We start from the raw sequence: 19,773 nt of genomic DNA, 5'->3' as shown, positions 1-19,773 counted from the left end.
GGAGCACCCCATGGGCATGGGCACCGGCAAACTGAACGGCCGCGTCGTCATCGTGACCGGCGCCGCACGCGGCCAGGGCGAGCAGGAGGCGCGGCTGTTCGCCGCCGAGGGGGCCAAGGTCGTCGTCGCGGACGTGCTCGACGCCCAGGGGGAGGCACTCGCCAAGGAGATCCGCGAGGAGCTGGGGGAGGGCGCGGCCGAGTACGTCCACCTCGACGTGGGCAGGGAGGCCGACTGGCAGGCCGCGGTGGCCGCCGCCAAGGACGCCTTCGGGAAGATCGACGGGCTCGTCAACAACGCGGGGATCCTCCGCTTCAACGAACTCGTCCACACGCCCCTCGAAGAGTTCCAGCAGGTCATCCAGGTCAACCAGGTCGGCTGCTTCCTGGGCATCCGCACCGTCGCCCCCGAGATCGAGGCCGCGGGCGGCGGCACCATCGTGAACACCGCCTCCTACACGGCGCTCACGGGCATGGCGTACGTCGGCGCGTACGCCGCCACCAAGCACGCCATCCTCGGTCTGACCCGGGTCGCCGCGCTGGAGCTGGCGGCCAAGAACATCCGCGTCAACGCCGTGTGCCCGGGAGCGGTCGACACCCCCATGACCGATCCCGCGCAGCTCGATCCGGCCGCCGACCCCGAGGCGGCGAAGGAGGCGGTCGCGGAGCTGTACAAGAAGCTGGTGCCGATGGGGCGGATCGGCACGCCCCGGGAGATCGCGGCCCTCGCCCTCTTCCTCACCGGCGACGACTCGGCGTACATCACGGGTCAGCCCTTCGTCATCGACGGCGGATGGCTGGCCGGGGTCAGTGTCATCTGAGCCGGCAGCGCCCCCACCTAGCTGACGGCGCATCAGCTATTGACGGTCCGGTGGGCCGGTGGAACAGTCGACGCATCAAGATCTGACGGGCCGTCAGAAAGCCGGTCGGACCCTCACGAGGACGGTGAACCTCCTTGGAATTCGGTCTCTTTGTACAGGGATACGTGCCCGCCGCGCGGGCCGAGGTCGACCCCGAAGCGGAGCACAAGGCGCTCATCGAGGAGACCGAGTACGTCATCCAGGCGGACAAGTCCGGCTTCAAGTACGCCTGGGCGTCCGAACACCACTTCCTGGAGGAGTACTCGCACCTCTCCGCCAACGACGTCTACCTCGGATACCTCGCCCACGCCACCGACCGCATCCACCTGGGATCGGGCATCTTCAACCCGCTCGCGCCCGTCAACCACCCCGTGAAGGTCGCCGAGAAGGCCGCCATGCTCGACCACCTCTCCGAGGGCCGCTTCGAGTTCGGGACCGGACGCGGCGCCGGTTCGCACGAGATCCTCGGCTTCATGCCGGGCATCACCGACATGAACCACACCAAGGAGATATGGGAGGAGACCATCTCCGAGTTCCCCAAGATGTGGCTCCAGGACGAGTACACCGGCTTCCAGGGCAAGCACTGGTCCCTGCCGCCGCGCAAGATCCTGCCCAAGCCGTACGGGGCGTCGCACCCCGCCATGTGGTACGCCGCCGGGTCCCCGTCCTCGTACGCCATGGCCGGCAAGAAGGGCCTCGGCGTCCTCGGTTTCAGTGTGCAGAAGGTCTCCGACATGGAGTGGGTCGTCGAGTCCTACAAGAACGCCGTCAAGGAGGCGGAGGCCATCGGGGACTTCGTCAACGACAACGTCATGGTGACGTCCACGGCCATCTGCGCGCCCACGCACGCCGAGGCCGTCGAGATCGCCGTCGGCGGCGGGCTCAACTACCTCCAGTCGCTGCTCTTCCGCTACCACGACACCTTCCCCCGGCCCGAGGGCATCCCCGAGTGGCCCGAACTCCTCCCCGCCTACAGCGAGGAGATCATCGAGCTGCTCATCGCCGAGGAGCTGATGATCTGCGGCGACCCGGACGAGGTCTTCCGGCAGTGCAAGCGGTGGGAGCAGGCCGGGGCCGACCAGCTCAGCTTCGGGCTGCCGATCGGGATCTCGCCCGAGGACACGAAGAACACGATCAAGCTGATCGGTGAGCATGTGATCCCGAAGATCGATACGGACCCCGTGCATCGGACCTCCCGGTTCCGGGCGGCGGCCTCTTCTTCCTGAGGGCCGCCCTTCAGCTGCCCCGGCTTCCCCTCCCGGACGGAGGCCGGGGCCCTGCGGGGCTTGGGCGGGGGGCTCTTGTTGCCGACGCGGGGCCGCGCCCCGGACCCCCCATCGCCCTTCGGGCTCGTCCTCAAACGCCGGACGGGCCGAGTCGTTGCCGGGCGGGCTGATTTCCGCCGGTCCCGGACGAGCCGGTGATCATCGACTTTGAAAGGGGACCTCCGCCATGCTCGACCACCTCATCCAGGGCGCGACCGTCGTCGACGGGACCGGCGCCCCCGCCTTCGTCGCGGATGTGGGCATACGCGACGGGCACATCGCCGTCATCGCCGAACCCGGCACCCTCACCGAGCCCGCCACGACCGGCGAGGACGCCAGGGGGCGGGTGCTCGCGCCCGGGTTCGTCGATCCGCATACGCACTACGACGCCCAGTTGTTCTGGGATCCGTACGCCACGCCCTCCCTCAACCACGGCGTGACGACCGTCGCGGGCGGCAACTGCGGGTTCACGCTCGCCCCGCTGCACCCGGGGCGGCCCGAGGACGCCGACTACACACGGCGGATGATGGCGAAGGTCGAGGGCATGTCGCTGGCGGCGCTGGAGGAGGGCGCCCCCTGGACGTGGAGTTCGTTCGGGGAGTATCTGGACGCCCTGGAGGGGCGCGTCGCGGTCAACGCCGGTTTCATGGTGGGGCATTGCGCCCTGCGGAGGTACGTGATGGGCGCGGACGCCGTCGGGGGGCAGCCGACGGCCGGGCAGCTGGACGAGATGGTCCGGCTGCTTCACGACGCGATGGACGCCGGCGCGTGGGGGCTCTCCACCACGCAGTCCTCGACCCACTCCGACGCCGACGGGCAGCCGGTGGCCTCCCGGCACGCGAGGCCCGAGGAGCTGCTGGCCCTGTCCCGCGCCGTCGGCGAGCACGAGGGCACGCAGCTCGAAGCGATCGTCGCGGGATGCCTCGACCGGTTCGGCGACGAGGAGATCGACATGCTCGTGGAGATGAGCGCCGCCGCCGGGCGTCCGCTCAACTGGAACGTCCTCACCATCGACGCCGCCGTCCCCGAGCGCGTACCCCGCCAGCTCGTGCCCAGCGAGCGCGCCCGGAAGGCCGGGGGCCGCGTCGTCGCCCTCACCATGCCGATCCTCACCCCGATGAACATGTCGCTCGGCACGTTCTGCGCCCTCAACCTCGTCCCGGGCTGGGGCGACGTCCTCGGGCTGCCCGTGCCCGAGCGGATCGCGAAGCTGCGCGACCCCGAGGTGCGCGCCGGGATGCTGCGGCACGCGGACAGCGAGGAAGCGGGCGTCTTCCGGCGCCTGGCCCGCTTCGACCGGTACGTCATCGGCGACACCTACTCCGAGGCGAACGCAGGTCTTACCGGGCGGGTCGTGGCCGACATCGCCGCCGAACGCGGCCAGGAGCCCTTCGAGTGCATCGTCGAGATATGTGCCCATGACCAACTGCGTACGGTCCTTTGGCCCATGCCCGCCGACAACGACCCCGACTCCTGGGCCCTGCGCGCCGAGACCTGGCAGCACGAGGACGTCCTGCTGGGCGGCTCCGACGCCGGCGCGCACCTGGACCGCATGTGCGGAGCCCCGTACACGACCCGCTTCCTCGGGGACTGCCTGCGCGGACGCAAGCTCGTCGGCCTCGAACAGGCCGTGAGGATGCTCACCGACGACCCGGCGCGGCTCTTCGGGCTGCGTGAGCGCGGGCGGATCACCGAGGGCTACCACGCCGACCTCGTCCTCTTCGACCCGGAACGGATCGACGCGGGGAAGGCCACGCTCGTCCACGACCTGCCCGGCGACAGCCCGCGCCTGGACTCCAAGGCGATCGGCGTCGACGCGGTCTGGGTGAACGGCGTCGAGGTCATTCGTGACGACGTCATCACGGGCGCGGTGCCGGGGAAGATCCTGCGCTCCGGGCGGGACACCAGGACGGTGAGCACGAAGTGACGCGCGAGCGGCGACTGTTCATCGGTGGTGAGTGGGTCGGGCCCGACGGCGGGCACTACGAAGTGATCGACCCGGCGACGGAGGAGGTCGTCGGCCTCGCGCCCGAGGCGAGCCGCGAGCAGGTCCACGCGGCGGCGTCGGCGGCCCGGGACGCCTTCGCGAGCTGGTCACGTACGCCCCCCGAGGAGCGGGCCGCGGTCCTCTCCCGCGCGGCCTCGGTCATCCGGCGCGACAGCGCCTCGTACGCCGAACTGGCGTGCGCCGAGACCGGCGCGACGACCGCCACGGCGCGCGGCATGCAGGTCGCGGTGGCCGTGGCCCGTTTCGAGCGGTACGCGAAAGGGGCCCTCGAACCGGTGGAGACCGCCCTGCCGCCGCAGATCAACGAGGCGGGGCCCATGGGGCGGGCCGGGGTGATGGGTGCGGTGGCCGTGCGCAGGCCCGTCGGTGTCGTCACCTGCATCACCTCGTACAACAACCCCTGGGCGAACGCGGCGGGCAAGGTCGCGCCCGCGCTCGCCATGGGCAACACGGTCGTGGTCAAACCGGCCCCGCAGGACCCCCTCTCCGTCTACGCGATGGCGGCCGCGCTGGAGGAGGCCGGGGTGCCGCCCGGTGTCGTGAACGTCGTCTCCGGCACGGACGCGGGAGTGGGCGAGGCCGCCGTCGACTCCCCGCAGGTCGACATGGTGAGTTTCACGGGGTCGACCGCCGTCGGGCAGCGCATCGGCGAGGTCTGCGGGCGCGGCATGAAGCGGCAGCTGATGGAGCTGGGCGGCAAGGGCGCGGCGATCGTCTTCGACGACGCGGACCTGAAGGCGGCGGTCGCCGGGATCGGCACCACCTTCTCCTTCTACAGCGGCCAGATCTGCACCGCACCGACGCGCGTCATCGCCCAACGCGGAGTGTACGAACGCCTGGTGGAGGGCCTTGCCGCCTATGCCGGCCACCTGAGGGTCGGCGATCCGCGTGCGCGGGACACGGTCGTCGGGCCCGTCATCTCCGCCGCGCACCGCGACCGCGTCGAGTCGTATGTGGAACTTGGCCGCAAGGAGGGCGCCCGTATCGTCACGGGCGGCGGGCGTCCCGCCGGGCCGGGGTTCGCCAAGGGCTTCTACGTCACTCCGACCCTGCTCGCCGACTGCGCCCCGGACATGCGGGTCGTCCGGGAGGAGATCTTCGGCCCGGTCGTGGTGGTCGTCCCCTTCGACGGCTCCACCCCGGAGGCCGCCGAGGAGACGGCGATCGCCCTCGCGGACGACAGCGACTACGGCCTGATCGACTACGTGTGGTCGGGCGACGTGGCCCGTGCCTTCCGCGTCGCGGGCCGCCTGCGGTCGGGCGGCGTCGGCGTCAACACGGTCGGCCGCAACATGGAGGCCCCGTTCGGCGGCTTCAAGAAGAGCGGAGTGGGCCGCGACGTCGGCTCGTACGCCCTGCACGCGTACAGCGAGTCGCAGGCGATCGTCTGGCCGGGCTGAGGAAGTCCACGCGGGGGCTGAGGGAGGTCACGCGGAGGCTTACCCGTAGCGCGTGGCGAGCGCGGCGGCGCGGTCGCGCAGGGCGGTGCGCAGCCACTGCGGGGCGAGGGCCTCGGCATCCGTGGCGAGCTGCCACAGCGCCCACTCGGCGTGCCGCGCGTCCTGGAAGGCCACCTCGATCCGCAGTCTGCCGTCCCCCTCGGTCTCCTCGGTGAGGACGGCGACGGCGGTGCCCACCAGGTCCTCCCGCCGCGTCGGAGCCACGCTCACCAGCGCGGTGACGTGGTCGCCGCCGGACCGGAACCGCCTGCCGCGTTCCTGCCAGGCCCGGTCCAGGTCGACCCGGTCCGGCCGGCACGCGGGCTCGGCGAGTTCCTCCGCGGCCAGGATCCGGGACAGCCGGTAGGTGCGGTCGGCGCCGGACCGTACGGCCATCAAGTAGCCCCGGTCGCGCACGGTGACCAGGCCGACCGGGTCCACCGTGCGCCATGCCGGGGCCCGGCCCACCGCCGCGTAGCGGATCCGCAGCCTGTGTCCGGCGAACACCGCGCGCCTGACCTCGCCCCCGATGGCGTCCGGCACCTCCTCGGGGGCCTGCCGCCCATGCTCAAGGTGGTCGACGCGCTTCCCGAGAGCCACCGGGACACCGCGGCCCACGTGGCGGAGCGGCTGCTCATCGACCCGGAGACCGATCTCCTCTCGCGTCCGGAAACCGGGCTGCAACGCGAAGCCGCCGTGCCTGCCCCGCTCGGCGTAGACCGGGACGCCGGCCGTGGACAGCGCCTCGATGTCGCGCAGCACCGTGCGGGTGGACACCTCCAGCTCGCGGGCGAGCGCGACCGCGGAGAGCCGGCCGCGCTGGCGCAGCAGCAGGACCAGGGAGACCAGCCGATCGGCACGCATGGGAAGACGCTAGATCACTACCGCTCGGCGGTGGTCCCGGTGGGCCGGTCGGTCAGCGGCCCAGGAAGATCGGGTTCGTGAACGCGCACAGGGGACCGGGCAGGCCCGGGGTCGTCGGGGCGTGGCGGACCTCCGCCCGGACGTAGGCCGCGTACGACGCCGTCGTGCGCCACTCCACCGTGCCCGCGCCGGATTCCGGGAGGGCGGCACTGGTGTGCAGGACGCCCTGGTCCGTGACGATCCGGACCGTGCGGCCGGGAGCGCCCTCGACGTCCAGGCGGACCGTGACCGGGGTGTCGCGGTCCACGGCGAGGCGTTCGCCGATGCCCGCGTGCCTGCCCCGGCCGCCCGCCGCGGAGAAGGTCAGCTCGACGGAGCTGGACTCGGCGATGTAGGAGCGGCCGCGCCGCAGGCCCTCCTGGATGGCCTCGCGCGTCAGGTCGTCCGCGAGGACCACCGTCTGCGGGCCGCCGACGCGGTCCGGGTCGCGGTGCGCGTCGCTGTTGCCCATCGCCGGGATCCACGGCCGCCCGCCGCGTACGGAGGTGACGAGCATGCTGTCCCAGTCGGCCAGGGACACCTCGTCGTCCGGCGTGTACGCGCCGTTCCACACCTCCACCACGTCCGCCTCGCCGAAGCCGAACTTCCAGTTGCAGCCGACGCAGGTGGCGTGCGGGTGGGCGGGCACGACGAGGCCGCCCGCGTCACGGATCTTCCGCGCGTACCTGCCGAAGCGGTTGTCACGGGCGCGGTAACGCCAGTCGATGAACGTGCCCGGGTCCGCGCCGAGGGACAGTACGTGGCCGTTGCGGGTCGTCACCTCCTCGCCGAGCATGATCAGAAGGTCGTCGCCCGCGTGCTCGGCCCAATGGGCATGCGCGGAGTGGGTGTTGTGCTCCGAGCTGTTGATGAAGTCGAGACCGGCGGCGCGGGCGAGCGCGGCGATCTCCGCGAGGGTGCGCCTGCCGTCCGAGTACACGGAGTGCAGGTGGCAGTCGCCGCGGTACCAGGCGCGTCCACGGCCCTTCGCGCGCTCGGGAGGGTAGACGGGCCTCGGGGTCCTGCCGGGCGCCCCGTAGGTGAGGGTGATCGTCACCTCGTAGGGGAGCCCGTCGGGGGCCACCGTGTACGGGCCGAGCGCGATGTTCCAGGTGCCCGCGCGGATCCGGCCGGGGATGTAGCCGGGCGTCGCGTCGTCGGAGCGGATGAAGAACTCGGTGCGGGCGCCGCCGGACCAGCCCCGGAAGCCCTTGCCGCCCAGCTCGGTGCCGCGCTCGTCGAAGACGCCGATGTCCAGGGCGTTGCCCTGGGTGCCGGCGGGGACGGGCGGCTTCTGGTAGGTGTACGCGACGCGCAGCTCGGCGACCCCGTCGGGGACCTCCACCGGCAGGTACACGAAGTCCGGTGATCCGACGGGCAGCGTGCCGCGGACCGTTCTGGTCTCCTTGCTCCCCGGCGTCCGCGCCGGGCCGCGCCGCTCGGCGCCGCTCGCGAAGCTCACGCTGTTCAACGTAAGCGCGGCGGCGGCTCCCGTCACGAACAGTCCGCGCCGGTTCAGTCCCTCGCGTGCCGGGCGTACGGCGTCCTCGCACATGTGCGGCTCCCCAGGGTGTCGATGGTGACGTGGGTGGTGCGGGCAACCCTGGTATTGAGCCGTGAACTGTGCGGCAAGGGAAGACGATTGACGGATTTCCACCCGGTGGCCGCGAAACATCCCGCCCTAGGGGGCGGTCAGCTCCACGACGACGTCGTACACCGCCGGGTTGGGCGTGACCGGCTGCCGGGTCTGCTCGCGCGCGGCTTGCGTACGGGACGCGAAATCGGGATCGGCGGTGGCCGCCTCCCACGCCTCCTGGCTCTCCCAGTGAGAGACGTTGACGAGCTGGAAGCGGGAGTCCGACGACCGGGCGCGATGCATCCGGGAGTCGATGAACCCGGGCTTGTCCCGCATGAGGCGGGCCCGCTGCTCCCACTTCTCGACGAACGCGTCGAGTTCGTCCGCGGCGATCTCGAAGACGTTGATGAACGTGACGGGCGAGCTGTCGTCGGTCATCCCCGGAGCCTAGTCACATGCGCGCGGCCCTGGACCAACCGGCCTTGCGGGGATAGGAAGTGCCGAGGAAGCACCGAGGAAGCACCGACACCTCCGGAGGCACCCGTGCGCATCTCCGCGACCCTGTACCTGACCGACGCCACGATCGGCCCCGTGCGGCTGGCCCGGGAGCTGGAGGGGCGTGGGTTCGACGGCCTCTACGTCCCGGAGCACACCCACATCCCCGTGCCCCCGGAAACCCCCTACCCCGGCGGCGAGCTGCCGCCCGAGTGCACGCGGATGCTCAGCCCCTTCCTCGCCCTCGCCCAGGCCGCCGCCGTCACGGAGCGGATCGCCCTCGGCACCAACATCGCCCTGGTCGCCCAGCACGACCCCATCGATCTCGCCAAGCAGATCGCGACCCTCGACCACCTCTCGGGCGGCCGCGTCACCCTCGGCATCGGCTACGGCTGGAACCGCGAGGAGGCCGAGGACCACGGCGTCCCGTGGCCCCGGCGGCGGGCCGTCGTGCGGGACCGGATGGCGCTCATGCGGGCGCTGTGGGCGGACCAGCCCACGGAGTACGAGGGCGAGTTCGGGTCGGTGCGGCCGAGCGAGGCCCATCCGAAGCCGCGGCGCGCGCCCCGCAAGCGGCTCGCGAGAGGGCCGCTGTACGGTCCGCGCACGCTCATCGGCGGGGCCGCGGGCCCCGGGCTCTTCGCACACATCGCGGAGTACGCCGACGGCTGGATGCCCATCGGCGGCAGCGGCCTGCGCGAGGCGCTGCCCGCGCTGCGCACGGCGTGGGTGGACGCCGGACGCGAGCCGGACGACTTGTACGTGGCGCTGACCGGCGTCGTCCCCGACGCGGGCAAGCTCGCGCACTACGCGGAGCTGGGCGTCGACGAGGTCATCGTGCAGCTGCCCGCGGGCGGGGACGCGGAGGTGTGCGGGGCGCTCGACGCGGCACAGCGGCACGTGAATCCGTAGCCAGGGACGCCCCCGGCGGAGTGGTCGGAAGTATCTGTACAGGTCAGGTGTTGTCGCTCGTATGCTCGGAGACATGACCAACAGCGCGCAGCCCGACAAGGCCGGACGACCCACCGCGAACGCCATGCGACGCGCGCTCAGGCGGGCCAGGGACGGCGTCGCGCTCGACGTGACGGAGGCCGCCGTCCTGCTCCAGGCGCGCGGCGCGGACCTCGACGACCTCACGGCGTCCGCGGCCCGGGTGCGTGACGCGGGCCTGGAGGCGGCGGGCCGGCCGGGCGTCATCACGTACTCGAAGAGCGTGTTCATTCCGCTCACCCGGCTCTGCCGCGACAAGTGCCACTACTGCACCTTCGCGACCGTCCCCGGCAAGCTGCGCCGCGACGGGCACGGCATGTTCATGTCCCCGGACGAGGTCCTGGACATCGCGCGGCGCGGCGCCGCGATGGGCTGCAAGGAAGCCCTGATCACGCTCGGCGACAAGCCGGAGGACCGCTGGCCCGAGGCCCGCGAGTGGCTGGAGGCCGAGGGGTACGACGACACCATCGCGTACGTCCGTGCCATCTCGATCCGCATCCTGGAGGAGACGGGGCTGCTGCCGCACCTCAACCCCGGAGTGATGTCGTGGACGGACTTCCAGCGACTCAAGCCGGTCGCGCCCAGCATGGGCATGATGCTGGAGACGACGTCGGAGCGGCTGTGGAGCGAGCCGGGCCAGCCGCACTACGGCTCGCCCGACAAGGAACCGGCGGTGCGGCTTCGGGTGTTGGAGGACGCCGGACGTTCCTCGGTGCCGTTCACCAGCGGGCTGCTCATCGGCATCGGCGAGACGTACGAGGAGCGCGCGGAGTCACTGTTCGCGCTGCGCCGCGTGGCCCGCTCCTACCACGGCATCCAGGAACTGATCATCCAGAACTTCCGCGCCAAGCCGGACACGGCGATGCGCGGCATGCCCGACGCCGAGATCGACGACCTGGTCGCCACGATCGCCGTCGCCCGGCACATCATGGGCCCGGCGGGCAACCTCCAGGCCCCGCCGAATCTCATCGCGGGCGAGTACGAGCGGCTCATCGGCGCCGGCATCGACGACTGGGGCGGCGTGTCCCCGGTGACGATCGACCACGTCAACCCCGAGAAGCCGTGGCCGCGGCTGGACGAGCTGGCCGAGCGGTCGGCGGCGGCGGGCTTCACGCTCGCCGAACGGCTCTGCGTCTACCCGGAGTTCGTCCAGCGCGGCGAACCCTGGCTCGACCCGCGCCTGCTCCCGCACTTGCGCGCGCTCGCCGACCCGGAGACCGGCCTCGCCCTCCCCGACGCGGTCGTCGAGGGCCACCCCTGGCAGGAGCCCGACGAGGGGTACGTCGCCTCCTCCGGCCGCACCGACCTGCACCGCACCATCGACACGGAGGGCCGCACCGCCGACCGGCGCGACGACTTCGACGAGGTGTACGGCGACTGGGAGGCGCTGCGCGAGCAGGCCGCGCCCGGCATGGTCCCCTCCCGCATCGACGGCGACGTCCGCGCGGCCCTCGCCACGGCCGCCGACGACCCGACGAAGCTGACCGACGACGAGGCGCTCGCGCTGCTGCACGCCGACGGGCCCGCGCTCGACGCGCTCTGCGCCGTCGCGGACGACATCCGCAAGACGGTCAACGGCGACGACGTCACGTACATCGTCACCCGCAACATCAACTTCACCAACGTCTGTTACACCGGCTGCCGCTTCTGCGCCTTCGCGCAGCGCAGGACGGACGCCGACGCGTACACCCTCTCCCTCGACCAGGTCGCCGACCGGGCCGCGCAGGCCTGGGACGTCGGCGCCGTCGAGGTGTGCATGCAGGGCGGCATCCACCCCGACCTGCCGGGCACCGCCTACTTCGACATCGCGCGGGCGGTGAAGGAGCGGGTGCCGGGCATGCACGTGCACGCCTTCTCGCCGATGGAGGTCGTCAACGGCGCGACCAGGACCGGGCTCTCGATACGGGAGTGGCTGACCGCCGCCAAGGAGGCGGGGCTCGACTCGATCCCGGGGACGGCCGCCGAGATCCTCGACGACGAGGTGCGCTGGATCCTCACCAAGGGCAAGCTGCCGACGGCCACCTGGATCGAGGTCATCAAGACCGCGCACGAGCTGGGCATCCGCTCCTCGTCCACGATGATGTACGGCCACGTGGACCAGCCGCGCCACTGGCTCGGCCACCTGCGCACGCTGGCCGCGATCCAGCAGGAGACGGGCGGCTTCACGGAGTTCGTGACGCTGCCCTTCATCCACACGAACGCGCCGGTCTATCTCGCGGGCATCGCCCGGCCGGGGCCGACCACCCGCGACAACCGCGCGGTGACGGCGATGGCGCGGATCCTGCTGCACCCGCACATCCCCAACATCCAGACCAGCTGGGTGAAGCTCGGCCAGGAGGGCGCCGCCGAGATGCTCAGGTCCGGCGCGAACGACCTCGGCGGCACGCTGATGGAGGAGACCATCTCCCGCATGGCGGGCTCCAGTTACGGCTCCTACCGCTCCATCGAGGACCTGATCGCCATCGCGGAGACTGCTGGGCGGCCCGCGAAGCCGCGTACGACGCTCTACGGAGAGGTGCCCGAGGAGCGGCAGCGGGCGGCGAAGGCCTCGGACGGACAGCTGCCGGAGCTGCTGCCGCTGGTGGACTGACGTCCCTCAGCGGCAGCAGGGCGGGCGCTGACCGGACAGGCCCTAGCGGGTCAGCGCGCCGCCGAACTCCACGCGGTCCTCCGGAAGTCCGAGCGACCTCGGGCTGTAGGACGCGATGCCGGTGACGGTGAGGCCGCGCGCGGCGCCGCGCAGGTACCAGGCGGCACCGGAGTCGGCGTAGGTGCCGTCCTCCGTGGGCGCGGTCGCCGTCAGGTCGGCCTTGCCGTCCTTGTTGGTGTCGGAGAGCAGGACCTGGGCGCCGAACTTGTCGTTCTTCTCCGAGACGCCGGGCACCCCGGTCGTGGACTGCTGGAAGGCCTGCGCGCCCGTGCCGGTCAGGCCGGTGCGGGAGCCCTTCAGGAGCACGGTGCTGCCCGCGTCCGTGACGGCGTCGATGTCCTCGCCCGGGATACCGACGGCCACGTCCGCGTAACCGTCGCCGTTGACATCGCCCGCGCTGATCGAGGAGCCGAACTCGTCACCCACCTCACCGACGCCGGGGACGCCCGCCGTGTCCTGGGTGATCTTCGCGGTGCGGGTCGCGGAGGGCCCGTCCGGCGTTCCGTACCTGACGAGGACCGTGCCCTTCTGGTAGGGCATGTCCTCGTAGTTGTTGCCGATGTCGCGGACGATCAGGTCGCCGTAGCCGTCCTTGTCGACGTCGGCGATCGCCCCGCTGTAGGTGGCGGCGAGCGGTGTGGACGTGGTGCTCACACCGTTCTTGCCGCCCTTCCAGAACTGGCTGCCGTACGCCCGCTCCTCGAAGCCGTGGCTGGAGACGATGTCGTCGGCGCCGTCACCCGTGACGTCGCCGACCACGAAGGCGGATTCGCCGAACTCCCGCTGGGTGGGCACCTGCTGCTTGCTCGCGGCCTTGCCGTCGCGGGTGAACGGTCCGTACGACACCGACATCCCGAAGAGGTCGTCGCCGGGGTCGGGCTCGCCCTCGATGTCGCCCGTGACCAGGTCGCGCTTGCCGTCGCCGTTGAAGTCGCCGGCGGTGACGTCGCTGCCGCGCCAGGGCAGCTCGGTGCTCTTCTCGCCGTGCAGGCCCAACGCCGAACCCCACAGGACGACGGCGTTGCCGTCGCCGCTGATGACGAGGTCCGTGTACTGGTCGTCGTCGAGATCGGCGGCAGCCGTCTGCGAGCCGAAGCGTCCGCCGTCCTGCGGGTCGCCGGGGACGCCCGGGGTGGCGCGGCCGAAGGTCGCATGGGCGGTGTCGGGGCCCGAGGCCGAGCCGTAGATGACCGTGACCGTGCCGGGCGTCGTGCCTTGCCAGCCGCCGACCGAGGAGATCGCGACGTCGGCGTACCCGTCGTGGTTGAAGTCGACGAGCGGGGTGCGCGGCGGCACCGGGGCGGCCGACGCGGAGCCCGCCGTGGCGACGAGGGCGAGCGGCGTGAGGAGCGTGGTGACCGCGAGGGCGGCCGTGAGGGAGCGTCGCAACTGGTTCTCCAGAGAGAGGGGGAGGGGTTCGGGGCGGGGGTGGTCAGCCGACGAGCGTGTGGCCGAACTTGGCGTCCTTCTCCGGCGCGCCGAGCTTCACCGGGCTGAGCGTGGTGGCGCCCGTCGTGGTCAGGCCGGTCGCGGAGCCGAAGAGGTTCCACAGGGCCCCCGAGTCGGCGTACGTGCCGTCCTCGCCGGGGGCCGTGGCGGTCAGGTCGGCCTTGCCGTCCTTGTTCAGGTCGGTGAGGGAGACCTGGCGGCCGAAGTCGTCGCCCGCCTCGGAGACCCCGGGGACCCCGGCGGTCGTCTGGTTGTAGGCGACGGCGCCCTTGCCCGTCATGCCGCCCGCGGCCTTGGACGCGCCCTTCAGCAGGATCACCCCGCCGGTGCCGGTGGCCGCGTCGAGGCTCTCGCCGGGGACGCCGACGGCGACCTCCGCCTTGCCGTCGCCGTTCACGTCACCGGCGCTGAGGGACGCGCCGAAGGCGTCGCCCTGCTCGCTCGCCCCGGGGACGCCCGCGGTGGCCTGCGTGATGACCTTCTTGCGGGCGTTGGTGGGGCCGGTGGAGGTGCCGTACTGGATGGTGATGCTGCCGGGGGCGGAGTCGATCTCCTCGCTCACCCCGCCGATGTCGCGGGTGATCAGGTCGCCGTACCCGTCGCCGTCGACGTCGCCGACGGTGCCGCTGTACGCCGTGTCGAGGTACTTCGAGGTGTGGCTGACGCCGGTCCTCGAACCCTTCCAGAAGCGGGCCTCGTGCTGCATCTCCTCGAAGCCGTGCGTGGTGACGATGTCGTCGACGCCGTCGCCCGTCATGTCGCCGGTGATGAAGGAGCGCAGGCCCGAGTTGCCGCTGTCGTCCGTGGTGATGCTGTCGCGGGTGCGCGTCTTGCCGTCCCGGGTGAAGGGCCCGTACTGGATCGTCATCCCGGAGTAGTTCGGGTCGTCGCTCGGGTCGGAGTTCACGACGAGGTCGCGCTTGCCGTCGCCGTTGAAGTCGCCCAGGGCGAAATCGGCGTACCGGTACGGCAGGACGGTGTCCTGGCCGGTCAGGCCGTCCTTGGAGCCCCAGAGCACGGTGGCCTTGTTGCCGTCGTCGTCACCGCCGGACACGAGCAGGTCGGTGTACGAGTCACCGTCCAGGTCGCCGGGGGACATCTGGTAACCGAAGGCGTACGTGCCCGCGGGCGCACCGGGGACACCCGGCGTGGAGCGGTCGATGACCTGGTGGCGTGCCGTGCCGGGCCCGGACGCGGTGCCGTACACGACGGATATGTAGCCCGCTTTCTCGACGCCGTCTACCGTGCCGAAGGGCGCGGCGACCGCGAGGTCGGCGTACCCGTCGTGGTTGAAGTCGGTCACCGGGGTGCGGGGCGGCTGGGGCGCGGCCGTCGCGGTACCGGCGGTGGCGGAGATCGCGAGCGGGGCCGTGAGGGCGGCGACGGCGATGGCGGTGATGAGTGTGCGGCGGGGCACTGAGCCTCCTGTGAGGTACGTCTGTGACACAACAGGAGACAGGTGGCCGAAAGTGAAGGTTGTACACCGCAGGAACTCCGTTACGTGATCCGGACGTTCGACGGCCGACGGCCGCCGTTCACCCCGCGCCAAGTAGGCGTGCGTGAGACTGGCCGTACGCCGGAGGACACGGGAGGGGCGGGATGGCGCGGGCGAGGGTGTCGATGCAGGAGCTGATCCGGCGCAGACGGCGGGCGGGCTTCGTGGGGCGGCGCGAGGAACTGCGGATGTTCCGCGAGAACTTCGAGCTGCCGCCGGACGACGACCGCCACCGGTTCCTCTTCCACGTGCACGGCCCCGCGGGCGTCGGCAAGACCTCCCTGGTGCGGGAGCTGGCGCAGCTGGCGAGGGACCGCGGCGCGCTCGTCGCCCACATCGACGAGGGAGCGGCCTCCATCCCCGAGGCAGTCGCCGAGCTGTCCGCCCAATTCGCCCAGCAGGGGCGGGGCGTGAAGCGGCTGGAGCGGGCCCTCGCCACCTACCGGCAGCGCAGCCACGAGGCCGTCGCGGCGGCCGTGCGCGAGCCCGATCCGGACGCGCCGTCCACGGGCAGCGCCGTGGCGGCCCGCGCCGGGGTCGTCGGCCTCGGCATGGTGCCGGTGGTGGGCGCCCTCGCCGGGGTCGTCGACGCGGACCGCCTCGCGCGGGGCGCCGACCGGCTGCGGTCCCGCTTCCGCACCCAGGAGGACGCCCGCCTCGTCCTGGAACCGGAGCGCGTGCTCACCCCCGTGCTCCTGGACGAACTGGCCGAGGCCGCCGACACCGCGCCCTGGCTGGCCCTGTTCTTCGACACGTACGAGCGGACGGCACCGTTCCTCGACCGCTGGCTGCACGACATGATGACGACCGACCGCTACGGCGAACTCCCCGCCAACGTCGTCCTGGTGACCGCGGGCCAGCGCCCCCTCGACCCCACCCGCTGGGAGGGCGCCGCGGACTTCGCCGCCGATCTGCCGCTGCGGCCCTTCACGGACGCCGAGGCGCGCGTCCTGCTCGCCGCCAAGGGCGTCACCGACGAGCCGGTGGTCACGGAGGTGCTGCGCCTCTCGGGCCGGCTGCCCGTACTCGTCTCCACCCTCGCCGAGAGCGGCCCGGCGGACCCGGGCGACGTGGGCGACCCGAGCGCCACGGCCGTCGAGCGCTTCCTGAAGGGGGAGCAGGACCCGGCGCGCCGCGCGGCCGCGCTGGCGTGCGCGCTGCCCCGCCGCCTCGACGAGGAGGTCGTCCGCGCCGCCACCGGCGAGGGCGGCGAGGGCGGCGAGAGCCCGGCGGAGCTGTACGCCTGGCTGCGCGCGATGCCGTTCGTAGGGACCGACCGCGGGGGCGCGGCCCGCTACCACAGTGTCGTACGCGCCCCGATGCTGCGCCTGCGCCGCAGCTCGGCCCCCGAGCGGTGGAGCGCGGGACACACCGGGCTCGCGGAGCTGTACGGGCGGCGGCGCGGCGCGCTGGAGGAGGAGGACCGGCGCGGGCCGGGGCACCCCTGGACGCGTCCCGCGTGGCGGGCCGTGCGGGTGGAGGAGCTGTACCACCGGCTGTGCGCCCGGCCCCGTGCCGCGCTGCCGGCGGTGCTGCGGGACGGGGTCGACGCGTGCCGCGTGGACACGGCCGTGGCACGCGAGTGGGCGCGGGCCGTCGCGGACGCGGCCGACGACACGGACGCGGGGCACCTGCGGTCCTGGTCCGACGACTGCCGGGCGGCGCTCGCCGACGAGGTGTCCGGGCCGCTGCGCGTCCTGGAGCTGCTGCTGGCCCGCGGCGGTCTCGACGACGCGGGCAGGGCCGCCGCGCACAACGCCCACGGCCTGCGACTCTTCCTCCTCGGCCGTTTGCGGGAGGCGCTCGGCGACCACGAGCGCGCCATCGCGCTGGCCCCGGCCGACCCCTGGGGCCACCACGACCTCGCGGTGACCTACCGGGCGCTCGGCGAGTACGAGAGCGCGTTGCGCCACCTCGCCGAGGCCGCCGATCTTGCGCCCGACGCGGCGTGGGTGGCGCGCCAGCGCGGCGAGACCTACCGGCGCATGGGCCGCCCGGAGGAAGCGCTGCCCTGGCTGGACCGGGCGCACGGCCTCGACCCGGAGGACCCGCTGACCCTGGGCAGCCTCGGCCAGTCCAAGTTCGTCCTCGGCCGCCCCCAAGAGGCCCTCGCCGACCTGGACCGCGCGATCGCCCTGTGGCCGGACTACGTCTGGGCGCTGACCCGAAGGGCCCGTGTCCGGCACCAGCTCGGCGACGGGCCGGGCGCCCTCGCCGACCTCGACCGCGCCCAGAGCCTCGCCCCGGACATGCCGGGCATCCGGGGCGAGCGGGGCGACGTCCTGCGCGCGGCGGGCCGTCACGAGGAGGCTGTCGCGGAGTACGAGTCGGCGCTGGACCTCGACCCCGCCTACGCGTGGGCGGGGGGCAGCAGGGCCCTGTCCCTGGAGGCGCTTGGTCGCCTGGACGAGGCGGTGGCGTCCCTGGAGGAGGCGCTGCGGGTCGATCCCGGGTACGCATGGGCGCGGGAGCAGAGGGAGCGGATCCTGGGCGATTCGGAACGAGAAATTCCGTAGGATTCGCAGCGACTGCGAAGGTCCGGTGAACGTCGTTCACAAGCGACCCCGAGGGCGACTCCTCGCATTCCCCTTGCCGTCAGGATCGATCGTTCCCGTTCGATTACAGTGCTGCGCAGCCGCAACCGGGCGAGGCACATCGAGGCACTGAGGGAGGTCCTGTGGCCACAGCAGCAGCCACCGGTGTCTGGGGCCGCGCCGAGCAGCAGGACTTCCGCAGCCGCGTGCGCGGCACGCTCCTCGGAGCCGCCGTGGGCGACGCCTTCGGGGCGCCCGTCGACGGGCTCTCCCTCGACGAGATACGAAAGGCCCACGGCGACGCGGGCCTCACCCAGCCCGCCTCCGCTTACGGCAGACGCGGCGCCGTGACGGCCGCGACCCAGCTCACCCTCTTCACTGTCGACGGCCTCATACGCGCCCAGGTGCGCCGCGACACCGGCGCCTGGCACCCGCCGACCGACCTGCACCGCGCCTACCGCCGCTGGGCCGCCACCCAGAGCGACTGGGGCCCGGACGAGCGGCGCGAGGAGGACGGCTGGCTGGCCCGCGAGGAGTGGCTTTACGCGCGCCGCAACCCGCCCCGCGCCTGCCTCCTCGGGCTCGGCAACATCGTCATGGGCACCGTGGCCACCCCCAAGAACCCCGACGAGCGCGGCCCCGAGGCCGCCGTCAGATCGGCGCCCTTCGGCCTTCTCGTCGGCTGGGAGCCGCAGCTCGTCCTGCAACTGGCCGTCGAGTGCGCCGTCCAGACCCACGGCCACCCCACCGCCTACCTCTCCGCCGGCGCCCACGCCGTCATCGTGCACGGCCTCGCCCGCGGCGAGTCCCTGGACGGGGCGGTCCAGCGGGCCCTCGCCCTGCTCGCCGCCCACCCCGGCCACCCGCCCGTCGCGGACGCGCTCCGGCACGCGCTGGGCACCGTGCGCCAGGGGATGCCCACGCCCGCGCGCGTCGAGGAGCTGCTCGCGGAGGGCACGGCCGAGGGGGCGCTCGCCGCCGCCGTGTACTGCGCCCTGGTCGGTGAGGACATCCGCCACGGCGTGCGGCTCGCCGTCAACCACGGCGGGGCGTCGGCAGCCGTGGGCGCGCTGTGCGGGGCGCTGCTCGGTGCGCTGCACGGGGAGACCGCGCTCCCGCCGGGCTGGCTCACGGAGCTGGAGGGCCGCCCCACGATGCTGGAGCTGGCGGACGACTTCGCCATGGAGATGACCCAGGGCCCCGCCCTGCACGGGCCCGCCGTCTCCTCGCCGGGCTGGCTCGCCCGCTACCCGCGCGCCTGAGACGACGAACTACCGCATCAGCTCCCCGGCGTTGACCAGCAGGGACTGCCCCGTAATCGCCCGCGCCCGCTCCGACGCCAAGAAGACCACCGCGTCGGCCACATCCCCGTCCGTCGCCAGATCGGGAAGAGCCATCCGCGCGGCGAGGCGCTCCCGCACCTCCGCCGCCGAAACCCCCTCGGACTCCGCCGTGAACTGGACGTAGGCCTCCACCGGAGGCCCCCACATCCACCCCGGCAGCACGGTGTTGACCCGGATGCGGTGCGGCCCCAGCTCCCGGGCCAGGGAGTACATGGCGGAGGTCAGCGCCCCCTTGGACGCCGCGTACGCGGCCTGCCGCACCTGCGAGGGCGCCGCCACCGCCGACTGCGTGCCGATGAAGACCACCGAACCGCCCCGCCGCTCCTTGAGCGCGGGCAGACAGGCTCGGGTCATTCGCAGGGTGCCGAGCAGATTGACGTCGACAACCCCCTTCCACGTATCGAAGTCCGCGTCCTCCAGGCCGCCGAAGTGGCTGTCCCACGCGGCGACATGGACGACGGCGTCGATCCCCCCGAACCGGTCGCACGCCAGCCCGGCGAGGGCCTCGCACTGGCGCTCGTCGGTGATGTCGGTCGCCCGGTACGCGGTACGCGCGCCCCCGGGGTCGATCCCGGCGGCCGACGCGGCGAGACGCGCCCCGGTGCGCGCCCCGAGCACGGCGTTGCCCCCGTCGCGCACGACGGCCGCCGCGACCTGGTGGCCGAGCCCGGCGCCGACGCCCGAGACGATGACGGTCTTTCCGGTGAGCAGCGACGACGACATGGGCGCCTCCAGGCTCTGGCAGTTTTACTGACGGAGCGTCAGAG

The 19,773-nt window shown here is 72.8% G+C and carries 14 protein-coding genes; 8 read left to right on the top strand and 6 right to left on the bottom strand.

What is annotated here, in order from left to right; all coding sequences use genetic code 11:
• Window positions 1-10: 10 nt before the first annotated feature.
• The 4 genes from CP975_RS14995 to CP975_RS14980 all read left to right on the top strand — a co-directional run bounded on the left by CP975_RS14995 (window position 11) and on the right by CP975_RS14980 (window position 5,532).
• On the top strand, window positions 11-820 hold the full coding sequence (locus CP975_RS14995; protein ID WP_246201523.1) for an SDR family NAD(P)-dependent oxidoreductase: 810 nt from the start codon (window positions 11-13) through the stop codon (window positions 818-820).
• Window positions 821-954: 134 nt separating this feature from the next.
• Complete coding sequence (locus tag CP975_RS14990) at window positions 955-2,085, top strand: LLM class flavin-dependent oxidoreductase (RefSeq protein ID WP_055530150.1); 1,131 nt, start codon at window positions 955-957, stop codon at window positions 2,083-2,085.
• A 226-nt stretch (window positions 2,086-2,311) separates the two neighbouring features.
• Complete coding sequence (locus CP975_RS14985; RefSeq protein WP_055530151.1) at window positions 2,312-4,051, top strand: N-acyl-D-amino-acid deacylase family protein; 1,740 nt, start codon at window positions 2,312-2,314, stop codon at window positions 4,049-4,051.
• On the top strand, window positions 4,048-5,532 hold the full coding sequence (locus CP975_RS14980) for an aldehyde dehydrogenase family protein (RefSeq protein WP_055530152.1): 1,485 nt from the start codon (window positions 4,048-4,050) through the stop codon (window positions 5,530-5,532). The genes CP975_RS14985 and CP975_RS14980 overlap by 4 nt, the downstream gene beginning before the upstream one ends.
• A gap of 39 nt (window positions 5,533-5,571) precedes the next feature.
• Here CP975_RS14980 and CP975_RS14975 read toward each other — a convergent pair whose 3' ends face one another.
• From CP975_RS14975 to CP975_RS14965, 3 genes are all read right to left on the bottom strand, one after another.
• On the bottom strand, window positions 5,572-6,435 hold the full coding sequence (locus CP975_RS14975; protein ID WP_055530154.1) for a helix-turn-helix transcriptional regulator: 864 nt from the start codon (window positions 6,433-6,435) through the stop codon (window positions 5,572-5,574).
• A gap of 52 nt (window positions 6,436-6,487) precedes the next feature.
• Entirely contained in the window at window positions 6,488-8,029 is a 1,542-nt protein-coding gene (locus CP975_RS14970; RefSeq protein ID WP_055530156.1) for a CehA/McbA family metallohydrolase, read from the bottom strand.
• Between the two features lie 126 nt (window positions 8,030-8,155).
• Window positions 8,156-8,488 carry an antibiotic biosynthesis monooxygenase family protein gene (locus CP975_RS14965; protein WP_055530158.1) on the bottom strand — a complete coding sequence of 111 codons (333 nt, stop codon included), beginning with the start codon at window positions 8,486-8,488 and terminating at the stop codon, window positions 8,156-8,158.
• Between the two features lie 105 nt (window positions 8,489-8,593).
• Between CP975_RS14965 and CP975_RS14960 the strand changes: the two genes are divergently transcribed.
• Complete coding sequence (locus tag CP975_RS14960; protein WP_055530160.1) at window positions 8,594-9,457, top strand: LLM class F420-dependent oxidoreductase; 864 nt, start codon at window positions 8,594-8,596, stop codon at window positions 9,455-9,457.
• A 73-nt stretch (window positions 9,458-9,530) separates the two neighbouring features.
• Window positions 9,531-12,125: a bifunctional FO biosynthesis protein CofGH gene (locus CP975_RS14955; protein ID WP_055530177.1), complete on the top strand. Its 2,595-nt coding sequence runs from the start codon at window positions 9,531-9,533 to the stop codon at window positions 12,123-12,125.
• A gap of 42 nt (window positions 12,126-12,167) precedes the next feature.
• Here the strand turns inward: CP975_RS14955 and CP975_RS14950 are convergent, their stop codons facing one another.
• Both CP975_RS14950 and CP975_RS14945 read right to left on the bottom strand, forming a co-directional pair.
• A complete protein-coding gene (locus tag CP975_RS14950) occupies window positions 12,168-13,574 on the bottom strand; it encodes an FG-GAP and VCBS repeat-containing protein (protein ID WP_150476980.1) in 1,407 nt (468 codons plus the stop codon).
• A 43-nt stretch (window positions 13,575-13,617) separates the two neighbouring features.
• A complete protein-coding gene (locus CP975_RS14945) occupies window positions 13,618-15,051 on the bottom strand; it encodes an FG-GAP-like repeat-containing protein (protein ID WP_246201522.1) in 1,434 nt (477 codons plus the stop codon).
• Window positions 15,052-15,233: 182 nt separating this feature from the next.
• On the opposite strand from CP975_RS14945, the gene CP975_RS14940 reads away from it, so the two are divergent.
• Together CP975_RS14940 and CP975_RS14935 are read left to right on the top strand one after the other, a co-directional pair.
• A complete protein-coding gene (locus tag CP975_RS14940; RefSeq protein WP_055530162.1) occupies window positions 15,234-17,645 on the top strand; it encodes a tetratricopeptide repeat protein in 2,412 nt (803 codons plus the stop codon).
• 161 nt (window positions 17,646-17,806) lie between these two features.
• Window positions 17,807-18,925, top strand: coding sequence for an ADP-ribosylglycohydrolase family protein (locus tag CP975_RS14935; protein ID WP_055530164.1), 1,119 nt, complete (start codon window positions 17,807-17,809; stop codon window positions 18,923-18,925).
• A 9-nt stretch (window positions 18,926-18,934) separates the two neighbouring features.
• Here CP975_RS14935 and CP975_RS14930 read toward each other — a convergent pair whose 3' ends face one another.
• Entirely contained in the window at window positions 18,935-19,729 is a 795-nt protein-coding gene (locus CP975_RS14930; RefSeq protein ID WP_055530166.1) for an SDR family oxidoreductase, read from the bottom strand.
• Between the last annotated feature and the right edge of the window lie 44 nt (window positions 19,730-19,773).

The organism is Streptomyces alboniger, assembly GCF_008704395.1.
GTDB lineage: Bacteria > Actinomycetota > Actinomycetes > Streptomycetales > Streptomycetaceae > Streptomyces > Streptomyces alboniger.
This window is presented reverse-complemented; position numbering and strand designations above follow the sequence as displayed.

Excerpts from the sequence above, each read along its gene's own strand:
- CP975_RS14975 (WP_055530154.1), bottom strand. The coding sequence starts at position 6,435 with ATGCGTGCCGATCGGCTGGTCTCCCTGGTCCTGCTGCTGCGCCAGCGC.
- CP975_RS14995 (WP_246201523.1), top strand. The coding sequence starts at position 11 with ATGGGCATGGGCACCGGCAAACTGAACGGCCGCGTCGTCATCGTGACC.
- CP975_RS14985 (WP_055530151.1), top strand. The coding sequence starts at position 2,312 with ATGCTCGACCACCTCATCCAGGGCGCGACCGTCGTCGACGGGACCGGC.
- CP975_RS14940 (WP_055530162.1), top strand. The coding sequence starts at position 15,234 with ATGGCGCGGGCGAGGGTGTCGATGCAGGAGCTGATCCGGCGCAGACGG.
- CP975_RS14955 (WP_055530177.1), top strand. The coding sequence starts at position 9,531 with ATGACCAACAGCGCGCAGCCCGACAAGGCCGGACGACCCACCGCGAAC.
- CP975_RS14965 (WP_055530158.1), bottom strand. The coding sequence starts at position 8,488 with ATGACCGACGACAGCTCGCCCGTCACGTTCATCAACGTCTTCGAGATC.
- CP975_RS14970 (WP_055530156.1), bottom strand. The coding sequence starts at position 8,029 with ATGTGCGAGGACGCCGTACGCCCGGCACGCGAGGGACTGAACCGGCGC.
- CP975_RS14930 (WP_055530166.1), bottom strand. The coding sequence starts at position 19,729 with ATGTCGTCGTCGCTGCTCACCGGAAAGACCGTCATCGTCTCGGGCGTC.